The 12871-nt window shown below is 52.4% G+C and carries 11 protein-coding genes and 3 pseudogenes; 5 read left to right on the forward strand and 9 right to left on the reverse strand.

Annotated features, from left to right (window positions below; genetic code table 11):
* The 4 genes from yafO to lafU form a co-directional block, all read right to left on the reverse strand.
* Positions 1–390, reverse strand: a 390-nt coding sequence (gene yafO / locus ACUU1I_RS16185; protein WP_449144858.1) for a type II toxin-antitoxin system mRNA interferase toxin YafO, incomplete at its 3' end; no start/stop codon positions are given.
* 2 nt (positions 391–392) lie between these two features.
* Positions 393–686, reverse strand: coding sequence for a type I toxin-antitoxin system antitoxin YafN (gene yafN / locus ACUU1I_RS16190; RefSeq protein WP_000554759.1), 294 nt, complete (start codon positions 684–686; stop codon positions 393–395).
* A gap of 51 nt (positions 687–737) precedes the next feature.
* A complete protein-coding gene (gene dinB, locus ACUU1I_RS16195) occupies positions 738–1793 on the reverse strand; it encodes a DNA polymerase IV (RefSeq protein WP_001226172.1) in 1056 nt (351 codons plus the stop codon).
* 70 nt (positions 1794–1863) lie between these two features.
* Positions 1864–2649, reverse strand: coding sequence for a putative lateral flagellar export/assembly protein LafU (gene lafU, locus ACUU1I_RS16200; protein ID WP_000207560.1), 786 nt, complete (start codon positions 2647–2649; stop codon positions 1864–1866).
* On the opposite strand from lafU, the pseudogene ACUU1I_RS16205 reads away from it, so the two are divergent.
* Positions 2615–4333: pseudogene (locus ACUU1I_RS16205) on the forward strand (flagellar biosynthesis protein FlhA); the annotation flags it as partial. The gene lafU and the pseudogene ACUU1I_RS16205 sit on opposite strands and share 35 nt — an antisense overlap.
* Before the next feature lie 216 nt (positions 4334–4549).
* On the opposite strand, the gene ACUU1I_RS16210 reads toward ACUU1I_RS16205, so the two are convergent.
* Both ACUU1I_RS16210 and ACUU1I_RS16215 read right to left on the reverse strand, forming a co-directional pair.
* Positions 4550–5047: an REP-associated tyrosine transposase gene (locus ACUU1I_RS16210; protein ID WP_000006249.1), complete on the reverse strand. Its 498-nt coding sequence runs from the start codon at positions 5045–5047 to the stop codon at positions 4550–4552.
* 175 nt (positions 5048–5222) lie between these two features.
* Positions 5223–5750, reverse strand: a pseudogene (locus ACUU1I_RS16215) (C40 family peptidase); the annotation flags it as partial.
* Positions 5751–6127: 377 nt separating this feature from the next.
* Here ACUU1I_RS16215 and dpaA point away from each other — a divergent pair.
* The gene (gene dpaA, locus ACUU1I_RS16220; RefSeq protein ID WP_001225676.1) at positions 6128–6868 is read left to right on the forward strand and encodes a peptidoglycan meso-diaminopimelic acid protein amidase; all 741 of its coding nucleotides are present in this window, start codon (positions 6128–6130) and stop codon (positions 6866–6868) included.
* Here dpaA and ACUU1I_RS16225 read toward each other — a convergent pair.
* Together ACUU1I_RS16225 and lpcA are read right to left on the reverse strand one after the other, a co-directional pair.
* Positions 6839–7606 carry a class II glutamine amidotransferase gene (locus tag ACUU1I_RS16225; protein WP_000333379.1) on the reverse strand — a complete coding sequence of 256 codons (768 nt, stop codon included), beginning with the start codon at positions 7604–7606 and terminating at the stop codon, positions 6839–6841. The two genes, dpaA and ACUU1I_RS16225, sit on opposite strands and share 30 nt — an antisense overlap.
* Positions 7607–7811: 205 nt before the next feature.
* Positions 7812–8390 carry a D-sedoheptulose 7-phosphate isomerase gene (lpcA, locus tag ACUU1I_RS16230; RefSeq protein WP_000284050.1) on the reverse strand — a complete coding sequence of 193 codons (579 nt, stop codon included), beginning with the start codon at positions 8388–8390 and terminating at the stop codon, positions 7812–7814.
* A 239-nt stretch (positions 8391–8629) separates the two neighbouring features.
* Here lpcA and fadE point away from each other — a divergent pair, with 239 nt between their 5' ends.
* On the forward strand, positions 8630–11074 hold the full coding sequence (gene fadE / locus ACUU1I_RS16235) for an acyl-CoA dehydrogenase FadE (protein ID WP_000973116.1): 2445 nt from the start codon (positions 8630–8632) through the stop codon (positions 11072–11074).
* A 42-nt stretch (positions 11075–11116) separates the two neighbouring features.
* Here the strand turns inward: fadE and ivy are convergent, their stop codons facing one another.
* Positions 11117–11563 carry an Ivy family C-type lysozyme inhibitor gene (ivy, locus tag ACUU1I_RS16240; protein WP_005100645.1) on the reverse strand — a complete coding sequence of 149 codons (447 nt, stop codon included), beginning with the start codon at positions 11561–11563 and terminating at the stop codon, positions 11117–11119.
* Between the two features lie 180 nt (positions 11564–11743).
* Between ivy and yafV the strand changes: the two genes are divergently transcribed.
* Together yafV and ACUU1I_RS16250 are read left to right on the forward strand one after the other, a co-directional pair.
* Positions 11744–12514 carry a 2-oxoglutaramate amidase gene (gene yafV / locus ACUU1I_RS16245; protein WP_001139559.1) on the forward strand — a complete coding sequence of 257 codons (771 nt, stop codon included), beginning with the start codon at positions 11744–11746 and terminating at the stop codon, positions 12512–12514.
* A 108-nt stretch (positions 12515–12622) separates the two neighbouring features.
* A pseudogene (locus tag ACUU1I_RS16250) lies at positions 12623–12855 on the forward strand (SymE family type I addiction module toxin).
* The last annotated feature ends 16 nt before the right edge of the window (positions 12856–12871 follow it).

Here is a 12871-nt window from a genome sequence, read left to right on the forward strand (position 1 = left end):
CATGCGAAACGCTTCTGCCATTTTTCCAATTTTATGCATTTGGTTGTTATCTCGAGCCAGTTTATGAGGTTCAGGCTTCAGAATGGCAATGAGCAACCATGCTTGCTCATCAAACGCACCCTGACAATATACCAAATGCGCTTCGTCATTCGTTCTGCTGAATTGGCGCAACTGTGGCGGAAATGGATTATTCACATTTGCCAGATGAATATGAGCAACTCGCTCAAATTTGATTAATGGCCAGGTAAACGAGTCGTCGTAGAGTGCATCGCGACCAAATATATCTGGCAAAACACCGTCACGCTTATAGGAAATAAAATCCGCCGTTAACGCATCAAGTTCCTCTGCTGTAAGTTGCAGGCGAATAAGTTTTGTTTTGAATACCCGCATCCTTATTCCTTAAAGTCATTGAAATCATCATCCGTCATATCATTAAGATATTGTTTAGCGCGGCGTGTAATTTCCTCTAATCTTGCAGCACTTGGACGAAAGCGCGCCTTTATGGGCTTTTTCTCCTCTTGTTCAGCAAGCATGTCCATTAACGCTTCGAATGCGCTGGCACTTAAGAGATATCCTGCGGGGCGATTATTAGAAAGAACCGCAACTGGTTGATCAATAAAGTATTTAGCTGGGTTTTTACGTAACTCAGTGATATTGACCGATTTTTCAGCGAGAATCCGATGCATACAGTGATACCCTCATAATAATGCACACCAGAATATACATAATAGTATACATCATAATCCCAGCACCAGTTGTCTTTCCATTTGCGGGTCAAGCAACGTCACATGCAGCCCCACCAGACGCACACCGCGCCCGCCGCGGCGTTCATCCCAGGTTTTACGCGCGGTGGCGATTAAGTCAGCTTTATTCAGCCGCGGCCAGACGTGCTCCTGGGTGGTCTGCTGAAAATCGTCGAACTTTAATTTCACCCCCTGGCGAGCAATCAGTAAATCAGGTTTTACCTTTGCCAGACGGCGTTCAAGTTCCGGATACAGCCGCTCGATAATCGCTTCACATTCAGACCAGTGATGAATATCTTCCGCCATCGTGCGTTCCACGCCGACGGATTTTCGTAACCGTTCGCTGTTAACGTCGCGCTCGTCAATCCCCTGACTACGCTCCCACAAAATGCGGCCAAATTTGCCAAAGCGTTTAAGCAGAATCACCAGATCACACTTTTGTACATCACCGCAGGTCCGCAGCCCCATCGCTTCCAGTTTTGCCGCCGAGACTTTGCCGACGCCGGGGATTTTTTCCAGTGGTAAGGTTTGTAAAAATGCCGGAACTTCTGCCGGCGTAATCACAAACTGACCGTTGGGTTTATTCATGTCGGAGGCGATTTTGGCGAGAAACTTTACTGGTGCCACGCCCGCAGATGCCGTCAGTTGCAGCTCGTTGAAGATCGTCTGGCGGATTTCCTGGGCGATGAGGGTCGCAGAACCGTGGCAATGGACGCTATCGGTAACATCGAGATAAGCCTCATCCAGTGACAACGGTTCAATGCGCGAGGTGTAGCGCGAGAAGATTTCACGGATATGATTTGAGGCTTCTTTGTAGGCGTCAAAGCGCCCCGGAAGCAAGGTGAGATGTGGGCATAATTTGAGCGCCATCCCAGTAGGCATAGCGCTACGTACGCCAAATTTACGCGCGGGATAATTGGCGGTGCTGATCACCCCCCGACGTTCGCGGCTGCCGCCAATAGCAATAGGGATATCGCGCAGAGCGGGATTGTCGCGCATCTCCACCGCTGCGAAAAAGCAGTCCATATCCACATGAATGATTTTACGCATTGCTCACCTCTCAACACTGGTAAAGTATACAGTGATTTCAGGTTTTGAGAAATGCGTAAAGATTCAGCATTTAGCGCATTCGCTGCGAAAGCACCTGCTGCTTATCCAGCTTTTGCACCAGCGGCTGCACCACTTTATCCCCATGCTGACCAAAGTATTGATACAGCGTATCGGACGCACTTTTGGTCAGTACCATAATCTCAATACGCCGATTGCCCGCGCTTTGCGGATTCTTCGCGTCCAGCAGCATCTGGTCCGCCATTGCGCTTACCTGCATCACTTTATCTTCCGGCATTCCGGCCTCTTCCAGCACCCGACGAGCTGAAAGCGCGCGATCGCCCGAAAGGTTCCAGTTGTTGTAGATATTGTTTTTGTAGGCCATCGCATCGGTATGCCCGGTAATAATAATTTTGTTATAGAGCGAGTCGAACACTGGCGCGAGCTCCACCAGCAAAGTTTTAAAGAACGGCATAATCTGCGCGCTGCCGCGTTCGAACATATTGCGATTCTGGTCGTCTTTAATCAGCACGCGTAATCCCTGGGGAACAATCTCCATCTCCAGATTCGCTTCCATATGCGCATCACGGGCAATGGTGTTGATACTGGTTGCCAACTCGCCAAGCTCGGTGGCGGATTTCTTCTTCAGCAGCGCCGTTTTCTCATTCACATCACGCGCTTTTTTCTCCGTCTCTTCCGGCACCGCCACGGTGGCAGGTTTTGGCGGATGAGACGGGCTGATTTTATTTAACGGCGACAGCCCACCACCGTTAAAAATCGACTGCCCGTGCAGCGCGGCGATAATGCTTTCACGCTCGGATTTACTGACGCTGTTGACAATCAACTTTATCGTCGTCACCAAAGAGGCCGAGCGTATTTCCGAGGTTTCTGCCCGCTTTACCCTGGACGCGATGCCCGGCAAACAGATGGCGATTGACGCCGATCTTAACGCCGGATTGATCAACCAGGCGCAGGCGCAAACCCGGCGTAAAGATGTTGCCAGCGAGGCCGATTTCTACGGCGCGATGGACGGGGCATCGAAGTTTGTACGCGGAGACGCCATCGCCGGGATGATGATTCTGGCGATCAACCTGAGCGGCGGCGTCTGTATCGGCATCTTCAAATACAACCTGAGCGCCGACGCCGCCTTCCAGCAATACGTGCTGATGACCATCGGCGACGGCCTGGTGGCGCAGATCCCTTCCCTGCTGCTCTCCACCGCGGCGGCGATTATCGTCACCCGCGTCAGCGACAACGGCGATATCGCCCATGACGTGCGCCACCAGTTGCTGGCAAGCCCGTCGGTGCTCTACACCGCCACCGGGATCATGTTCGTGCTGGCGGTGGTGCCGGGGATGCCGCATCTGCCGTTTTTGCTGTTCAGCGCCCTGCTTGGCTTTACCGGCTGGCGGATGAGCAAACGCCCGCAGGCGGCGGAGGCGGAAGAGAAAAGCCTCGAAACGCTGACCCGCACCATCACTGAAACCAGCGAACAACAGGTCAGTTGGGAAACTATTCCGCTGATCGAGCCCATCAGCTTAAGCCTCGGCTACAAGCTGGTGGCGCTGGTGGACAAAGCGCAGGGCAACCCGCTCACCCAGCGGATTCGCGGCGTTCGGCAGGTGATTTCCGACGGTAACGGCGTGCTGCTGCCGGAGATCCGCATTCGGGAAAACTTCCGCCTCAAGCCCAGCCAGTACGCTATTTTCATCAACGGCATTAAGGCTGATGAAGCGGATATTCCGGCGGATAAACTGATGGCGCTGCCCTCCAGCGAAACCTACGGCGAGATTGACGGCGTGCTGGGGAACGACCCGGCGTACGGGATACCGGTCACCTGGATCCAGCCTGCGCAGAAAGCGAAGGCTCTGAATATGGGGTATCAGGTGATCGACAGCGCCAGTGTGATTGCCACCCATGTGAACAAGATTGTGCGCAGCTATATTCCTGATTTGTTTAACTATGATGACATCACGCAGTTGCATAACCGTTTGTCGTCGATGGCACCGCGCCTGGCGGAGGATTTAAGCGCGGCGCTCAATTACAGCCAATTGCTGAAAGTGTACCGGGCGCTGCTGACCGAAGGCGTTTCCCTGCGCGATATCGTCACCATCGCCACCGTGCTGGTCGCCAGTAGCACGGTGACTAAAGATCATATTCTGCTGGCGGCCGATGTGCGCCTGGCGCTGCGGCGCAGCATTACTCATCCGTTCGTTCGCAAGCAGGAGCTGACGGTGTATACGCTGAATAATGAGCTGGAAAATCTGCTGACCAACGTAGTGAATCAGGCGCAACAGGCCGGCAAAGTGATGCTCGACAGCGTGCCGGTTGACCCGAATATGCTCAACCAGTTCCAGAGCACGATGCCACAGGTGAAAGAGCAGATGAAAGCGGCGGGGAAAGATCCGGTGCTGCTGGTGCCGCCGCAGCTACGCCCTTTGCTGGCGCGTTATGCAAGGTTGTTTGCGCCGGGGCTGCATGTGCTGTCGTATAACGAAGTGCCGGATGAGCTGGAGTTGAAGATTATGGGGGCGTTGATGTAAGAATCCGGCATCGGTGCACAATTGCCGGATGCGGCGTAAACGCCTTATCCGGCCTACCGTTCAGGCACAAGTTTTTAGGCATGATAAGACGCGCCAGCGTCGCATCAGGCATCTGCGCATAACTGCCGGATGCGGCGTGAACGCCTTATCCGGCCTACCGTTAAAGCACGATTTGTAGGCCGGATAAGCGTAAGCGCATCCGGCACCAGCGCACAGTTATAAAATGATACGCTCCCCGGCACTTAAATCCGTTATGTCTCCCGCCCAATCGATGGGATATAACCCTCGCGCGACATCGCGATGGAACGTTGAGAATGGCCAATCACTCACCTGCTTTACCCAGCCATGTTTCTCTGGATTTATATAAATATAATCAACATGATGGCGATAATCTTTTGTATTGCGAATGGCATGCTCCCAAAAACGCGGTTGCCAGATATTTTTCAATCCGCAAGCATGGGTGAACTGCTTTTTAATCTCCCGCCAGCGAGAGGAAAAATCATCATCGCTTTCGGGTAATGTCCATATGCAATGCATATGCTCCGGCAAAACGACCCAGGCGTTAATTTCAAAAGGTCTGTCTCGCTTAACGTTAATAATGGCGTTACGGAGCGTCTGGAACTGGATGGTCAGAAGATGGCTTCGACGATTGCGTAAATTTACCGTGAAAAACCATGTTCCCCCCTTGATGTAATAACGACGATATTCCGACATAGCGACTCCTTTTTCTCAACGGTAAGAGGAAAAGGAAAGGCCGACAATGACGCTGTGTTATATCGGGAAAGCGGCTCGCAAAAACGCACAGATTTGTAGGCATGATAAGACGCGTCAGCGTCGCATCAGGCATCCGTGCACAACCGCCGGATGCGGCGTAAACGCCTTATCCGTCCTACAAAATCATCTCTTCCGTCAAAATCCTGCGTGCGCCTAAAAAATGGTCCTGCCAGAAAGGTTCGGCTAACCGGCTTACCCGAATGGTTTCCCCGGTGCGCAGTGACTCAATAAACTGACCGTCGCCCAGATACACCCCCATATGGTCGGCAATCTCGCGGCTGTGGATATGGAAAAATAGCAAATCTCCCCGGCGCAGGTCGTTATTCGCCACAATCGTTGCCCGACGGTAGTGGTACATCTCATTAGCCGTGCGCGGGAGTTTCGCCTCAAGGATCTTGTTGTAGGCATAAAAAACTAACCCACTACAATCGAAGCCTTGATCGGGCCGCGTGCCGCCCCAGACGTAAGGCTTGCCAAGCTGCTGCTCCAGGCGGTGAATCGCCACTTCGGTGATGTTATGCAGGTGATCGCTGCTTAAAAAGTGGTTGTTTTCCGCCAGCTCCTGCCAGCGTCTGTCACTCGCCTTGAGCGGCGCAGGAAACCATTCTGGATGCTGTTTTATCTGCTCCCGGTTGTGGTGGCGCTGGCGAGTAAAGGGAGCAAAACGCATAACGAAAACACGCCTGGATGCAAAAATCTGCCGAGCAAGAACGAAGACATGAAAGACATAAACCGGCTGAATGAAGGTGAGAATTTTAAAAGACCGGAGGAGTAAACGGGATTATTAATTGCTTATTTGCATATTACTATTGAGATTTCATAATATTAGGAAATAAATGATACATGCGCTTTTCGGACTATTGAAAACTGCCCCTGTGCTAAATTTGTAAACCCAGCGCCGACAGGCTTGCGTAAAACTCTTTTGGTGATAATGTGAGCCTTCCAAATCCAGACTATTCCGATTTGGGAGCCATTTTGCCGTCCTGGCGTGTGTAACCGTTTTATCAAGGAATAAGCAGTATGCGTAAAATCGCATTAATTCTTGCGATGTTGTTGATCCCGTGCGTTTCGTTTGCCGGTTTGCTGGGCAGCAGTAGCTCGACCACGCCAGTGAGCAAAGAGTATAAGCAGCAGTTGATGGGATCCCCTGTCTACATCCAGATCTTCAAGGAAGAACGTACGCTCGATCTTTACGTCAAAATGGGCGAGCAATATCAACTGCTCGACAGTTATAAAATCTGTAAATATTCCGGCGGCTTAGGGCCAAAACAGCGTCAGGGCGATTTCAAAAGCCCGGAAGGGTTTTATAGCGTCCAGCGTAATCAGTTAAAACCAGACAGCCGTTACTACAAAGCGATTAATATTGGATTCCCCAATGCTTATGACCGTGCGCATGGTTATGAAGGGAAATACCTAATGATCCACGGCGATTGTGTATCCATCGGCTGCTACGCAATGACCAATCAGGGTATTGATGAGATCTTCCAGTTCGTTACTGGTGCGCTGGTGTTTGGTCAGCCGAGCGTGCAGGTGAGTATTTACCCATTCCGCATGACCGACGCCAATATGAAGCGCCATAAATATTCCAACTTTAAGGACTTCTGGGAGCAGCTGAAGCCGGGCTACGACTACTTTGAGCAAACCCGTAAGCCACCGACCGTTTCTGTGGCCAATGGCCGTTACGTGGTCAGCAAGCCGTTAAGCCACGAAGTGGTGCAGCCACAACTGGCATCAAACTACACGCTCCCCGAGGCAAAATAAGCGCCATTCGCCTGGCATAATTTTTTGCCAGGTTTCATTGCCCGTCAGCGGCTGTGTCGCAATCACCGTGACCACATCATTCGGTGTGGTCTGCGAGCTGAAGTCGATTTCCACATCCTGATCCAGCAACGTTGCCACGCCAAACGGCGCGCGGCGGGTGATCCAGTGTAAATTAGTCGAGCAATACGCCATTACATAGCGCCCGTCCGAAAGCAGCATGTTGAAAACGCCCTTCGCCCGCAGTTCATCCGCCAGTGAGGCGATATATTTAAATACTGCCGCCATGTTGCCCGGCGTGCGCGGGTAACGCTGCGTTAATTTATGCAGCAGCCAGCAAAAGGCTTTTTCGCTGTCGGTTTCACCGACCGGGCGGAAGTTGCCGGTTTCCAGTGATTTGTAGCCCGTCAGTTGTCCGTTATGGGCATAAGTCCAGTTACGCCCCCATAACTCGCGGGTAAATGGGTGAGTATTTTCCAGCGCCACCTCGCCCCGATTAGCCTGGCGAATATGAGCCACCACCGAACAGGATTTTATCGGGTAGTCCTGGACAAGTTTGGCGATGGGGGAATTAAAGCTGGGTTGTGGATCTTTAAATGTGCGACAGCCTTTACCTTCGTAAAAGGTAATGCCCCAGCCATCTTTATGTGGCCCGGTTCCACCACCACGCTGTACAAGTCCGGTGAAACTAAAGCAGATATCGGTAGGGACGTTGGCGCTCATCCCGAGCAATTCGCACATGGGTAACCTCCACAACAGCGGGAGCGCATGGACCCCGGCGAAGATTGATTTAAGAATTTTCAGGTCGGATGCGGCGTAAACGAATTATTCGGCCTACGGTTCGGGTACAGATTTGTAGGCATGATAAGACGCGTCAGCATCGCATCAGGCATCAGCGCACAAGTGCCGGATGCGGCGTAAACGCCTTATCCGGCCTACGCCAGACTTACTTAACCATCTCTTTTTCAATTAACTGGATCAGGATATGGATCACTTTAATGTGAATCTCCTGAATGCGGTCGGCATAACCAAAGTGCGGAACGCGAATTTCGATATCCGCCGTGCCAGCCATTTTACCGCCGTCTTTACCGGTCAGGGTGATCACTTTCATCCCCTTCTCACGCGCCGCTGCGATCGCTTTGATCACGTTTGCAGAGTTACCGGAGGTGGAGATCCCCAGCAGTACATCGCCTTCGCGACCTACCGCTTCAACGTAGCGGGAGAAAATATCATTGAAACCGAAATCATTACCGACGCAGGAAATATGACTAACGTCAGAAATAGCAATCGCCGGGTAGCCCGGACGGTTTTCACGGTAGCGACCGGTCAACTCTTCGGCAAAGTGCATAGCGTCGCAATGGGAACCGCCGTTGCCGCAGGAAAGCACTTTGCCACCGGCTTTAAAGCTGTCTGCTAACAGGACCGCCGCGCGCTGAATGGCGTGAATATTGGCGTCATCTTTTAAAAAGTTAGCCAGCGTTTCCGCCGCTTCGTTCAGTTCGTTACGAATAAGATCCTGGTACATGAGGATATCCTTCAGCATAAATGTAATAGACAAAATGCAGTGTACCGGATACCGCCAAAAGCGAGAAGTACGGGCAGGTGCTATGACCAGGACTTTTTGACCTGAAGTGCGGATAAAAACAGCAACAATGTGAGCTTTGTTGTAATTATATTGTAAACACATTGCTAAATGTTTTTACATCCACTACAACCATATCATCACAAGTGGTCAGACCTCCTACAAGTAAGGGGCTTTTCGTTATGATGATTTTGAGTATTCTCGCTACGGTTGTCCTGCTCGGCGCGTTGTTCTATCACCGCGTGAGCTTATTTATCAGCAGTCTGATTTTGCTCGCCTGGACAGCCGCCCTCGGCGTTGCTGGTCTGTGGTCGGCGTGGGTACTGGTGCCTCTGACCATTATCCTCGTGCCATTTAACTTTGCGCCTATGCGTAAGTCGATGATTTCCGCGCCGGTATTTCGCGGTTTCCGTAAGGTGATGCCGCCGATGTCGCGCACTGAGAAAGAAGCGATTGATGCGGGCACCACCTGGTGGGAGGGCGACTTGTTCCAGGGCAAGCCGGACTGGAAAAAGCTGCATAACTATCCGCAGCCGCGCCTGACCGCTGAAGAGCAAGCGTTTCTCGACGGCCCGGTAGAAGAAGCCTGCCGGATGGCGAATGATTTCCAGATTACTCATGAGCTGGCGGATCTGCCGCCGGAGTTGTGGGCGTACCTTAAAGAGCATCGCTTCTTCGCGATGATTATCAAAAAAGAGTACGGCGGACTGGAGTTCTCAGCTTATGCCCAGTCTCGTGTGCTGCAAAAACTCTCTGGCGTGAGCGGGATCCTGGCGATTACCGTCGGCGTGCCAAACTCATTAGGCCCGGGCGAACTGTTGCAACATTACGGCACTGACGAGCAGAAAGATCACTATCTGCCGCGTCTGGCGCGTGGTCAGGAGATCCCCTGCTTTGCACTGACCAGCCCGGAAGCGGGTTCCGATGCGGGCGCGATTCCGGACACCGGGATTGTCTGCATGGGCGAATGGCAGGGCCAGCAGGTGCTGGGGATGCGTCTGACCTGGAACAAACGCTACATTACGCTGGCACCGATTGCGACCGTGCTTGGGCTGGCGTTTAAACTCTCCGACCCGGAAAAATTACTCGGCGGTGCAGAAGATTTAGGCATTACCTGTGCGCTGATCCCAACCACCACGCCGGGCGTGGAAATTGGTCGTCGCCACTTCCCGCTGAACGTACCGTTCCAGAACGGACCGACGCGCGGTAAAGATGTCTTCGTGCCGATCGATTACATAATCGGCGGGCCGAAAATGGCCGGGCAAGGCTGGCGGATGCTGGTGGAGTGCCTCTCGGTAGGCCGCGGCATCACCCTGCCTTCCAACTCAACCGGCGGCGTGAAATCGGTAGCGCTGGCAACGGGCGCGTATTCTCACATTCGCCGTCAGTTCAAAATCTCTATCGGTAAGATGGAAGGGATTGAAGAGCCGCTGGCGCGTATTGCCGGGAACGCTTATGTAATGGATGCTGCGGCATCGCTGATTACCTACGGCATTATGCTCGGCGAAAAACCTGCCGTGCTGTCGGCTATCGTTAAGTATCACTGTACCCACCGCGGGCAGCAGTCGATTATTGATACGATGGATATTACCGGCGGTAAAGGCATTATGCTCGGGCAAAGCAACTTCCTGGCGCGTGCTTACCAGGGCGCACCGATTGCCATCACCGTTGAAGGGGCTAACATTCTGACCCGCAGCATGATGATCTTCGGACAAGGAGCGATTCGTTGCCATCCGTACGTGCTGGAAGAGATGGAAGCGGCGAAGAACAATGACGTCAACGCGTTCGATAAACTGTTGTTCAAACATATCGGTCACGTCGGTAGCAACAAAGTTCGCAGCTTCTGGCTGGGCCTGACGCGCGGTTTAACCAGCAGCACGCCAACCGGCGATGCCACTAAACGCTACTATCAGCACCTGAACCGCCTGAGCGCCAACCTCGCCCTGCTTTCTGATGTCTCGATGGCACTGCTGGGCGGCAGCCTGAAACGTCGTGAGCGTATCTCGGCACGTCTGGGGGATATTTTAAGCCAGCTTTACCTCGCCTCTGCCGTTCTGAAGCGTTATGACGACGAAGGCCGTAATGAAGCCGATCTGCCGCTGGTGCACTGGGGCGTACAGGATGCGCTGTATCAGGCAGAACAGGCGATGGACGATTTACTGCAAAACTTCCCGAACCGCGTGGTTGCCGGGCTGCTGAATGTGGTGATCTTCCCGACCGGACGTCATTATCTGGCACCGTCTGACAAGCTGGATCATAAAGTGGCGAAGATTTTACAAGTGCCGAACGCCACTCGTTCACGTATTGGTCGCGGTCAGTACCTGACGCCAAGCGAGCATAACCCGGTTGGTTTACTGGAAGAGGCGTTGGTGGATGTGATTGCCGCCGACTCGATTCATCAGCGGATCTGTAAAGAGCTGGGTAAAAATCTGCCATTTACCCGTCTGGATGAACTGGCGCACAACGCGCTGACGAAGGGGCTGATTGATAAAGATGAAGCCGCTATTCTGGTGAAAGCGGAAGAAAGCCGTCTGCGCAGTATTAACGTTGATGACTTTGATCCGGAAGAGCTGGCGACGAAGCCGGTAAAGTTGCCGGAGAAAGTGCGGAAAGTTGAAGCCGCGTAATTGAATAACGGAGCCGAAAGGCTCCGTTTCTTTATCCGCTAATTATTTAAAATTAAAGCCATCCGGATGGTTTTCCAGGCTGCCGGTCAACGCCGCGAACAGCACCGTTTTACCATCAATCGAAAGCGCATCGTTCACATTCAGCCAGGTGAGTTTCTCTTGCGACGTTTTCTCATCAATAGCCGAGAACAGCCCCGTCATCTGATTAGATTTCTCGGACCACATCACAGCGATACGTTGCGAGCCACAGTCATGCGGTTTGCACGCGCTCATCACCTGATACGTCTCATCTCCCAACGTTACGGTTTGTGCGGGAGTATAAGTACCGCCTTTCATCACCCATGCAGGTAGCTTATGCCCTTGCACCATCTGATTAAACGCAGCTTTGGTGGTTTCGCCCTTTGCAAGGCTGCTAATGGTTAAATCATCCTGCGCCATTGCACTGGTGGCGATGACCAGTGCGGCGACTGTCGTTATTGCCTTAAACATCATTCCTCCCGAGCTTATCCTGCCCATGTTATTAACCTCCTAAAGCCTGGCGATAACACGATAATTTGCAAATCAGATATTTCCAATATCAGCATTTGTTATCAATTTATTCTGCGCTAAGGCAACTGCCTGATAAGGTGTTAAAGTTATAAAACCCTTCGCATAAAGGAGTTGTACACCGTGCCTAGTTTGAAGATTACGCTTTTGCAGCAACCGTTGGTGTGGGTGGATGGTCCTGCCAACCTGCGCCATTTTGATCGTCAACTGGAAGGTATTACCGGGCGCGATGTGATCGTTCTACCGGAGATGTTTACCAGCGGCTTTGCCATGGAAGCGGCAGCTTCGTCGCTTGCACAAGATGACGTAGTGAACTGGATGACAGCTAAGGCGCAGCAGTGCAATGCGCTGATTGCAGGCAGTGTTGCATTACAAACGGAGTCTGGTTCGGTTAACCGCTTTTTGCTGGTTGAGCCGGGCGGCACGGTACATTTTTATGATAAGCGTCATCTGTTCCGCATGGCAGATGAGCATCTGCATTATAAAGCGGGCAATGCGCGAGTGATTGTGGAATGGCGCGGCTGGCGTATTTTGCCGCTGGTGTGCTACGACTTACGTTTTCCAGTGTGGTCGCGCAATCTCAACGATTATGACCTCGCCCTGTACGTCGCCAACTGGCCAGCTCCGCGCTCTCTGCACTGGCAGGCATTGCTGACGGCCCGCGCGATTGAGAATCAGGCGTATGTGGCGGGATGCAATCGCGTCGGCAGCGATGGCAACGGCTGCCATTATCGCGGTGACAGCCGGGTGATTAATCCGCAAGGCGAGATTATCGCTACCGCCGACGCGCATAAGGCAACGCGTATTGATGCGGAGCTGTCGATGGTGGCATTGCGGGAATATAGAGAAAAGTTTCCGGCATGGCGGGATGCGGATGAGTTTAGGTTGTGGTGAGTGGGGGTTGTGTTTAGGGCCGGGGCTGGGCTAGATTACGAAAGCCCCTAACTTAAACACAATATTACGCCAGAAGTCACCATTTCCAAAACACAGCGTCGCTGTACCGTGGGTTATCTGCCCAACCGCAGCGACACGCCGGTGATCAAAATCAGCGCCAAATGGCTGAGAAAAGCGGGATTTGAGATCGGCACGGGCGTTACCGTGAAGATCTCGGAGGGATGTTTGATCCTGCTTGGGATAACAACGAAGTACAGGAACTGCGCAGGGAACTTTATCAGGTTAAACAGTCAGTTAAGGGGATGCGAGACGGGATGTTTAGTGTGCTGAACGAAAGTTAAATAATAAAAAGCCGGA

Source organism: Shigella sp. SIG3, from assembly GCF_053555855.1.

What these genes read in the sequence shown, in the direction of transcription:
- yafN (WP_000554759.1), bottom strand. Translation starts at nt 686, where the DNA reads ATGCATCGGATTCTCGCTGAAAAATCGGTCAATATCACTGAGTTACGT.
- dinB (WP_001226172.1), bottom strand. Translation starts at nt 1,793, where the DNA reads ATGCGTAAAATCATTCATGTGGATATGGACTGCTTTTTCGCAGCGGTG.
- ACUU1I_RS16210 (WP_000006249.1), bottom strand. Translation starts at nt 5,047, where the DNA reads ATGTCGGAATATCGTCGTTATTACATCAAGGGGGGAACATGGTTTTTC.
- dpaA (WP_001225676.1), top strand. Translation starts at nt 6,128, where the DNA reads ATGCGTAAAATCGCATTAATTCTTGCGATGTTGTTGATCCCGTGCGTT.
- ACUU1I_RS16225 (WP_000333379.1), bottom strand. Translation starts at nt 7,606, where the DNA reads ATGTGCGAATTGCTCGGGATGAGCGCCAACGTCCCTACCGATATCTGC.
- lpcA (WP_000284050.1), bottom strand. Translation starts at nt 8,390, where the DNA reads ATGTACCAGGATCTTATTCGTAACGAACTGAACGAAGCGGCGGAAACG.
- fadE (WP_000973116.1), top strand. Translation starts at nt 8,630, where the DNA reads ATGATGATTTTGAGTATTCTCGCTACGGTTGTCCTGCTCGGCGCGTTG.
- ivy (WP_005100645.1), bottom strand. Translation starts at nt 11,563, where the DNA reads ATGTTTAAGGCAATAACGACAGTCGCCGCACTGGTCATCGCCACCAGT.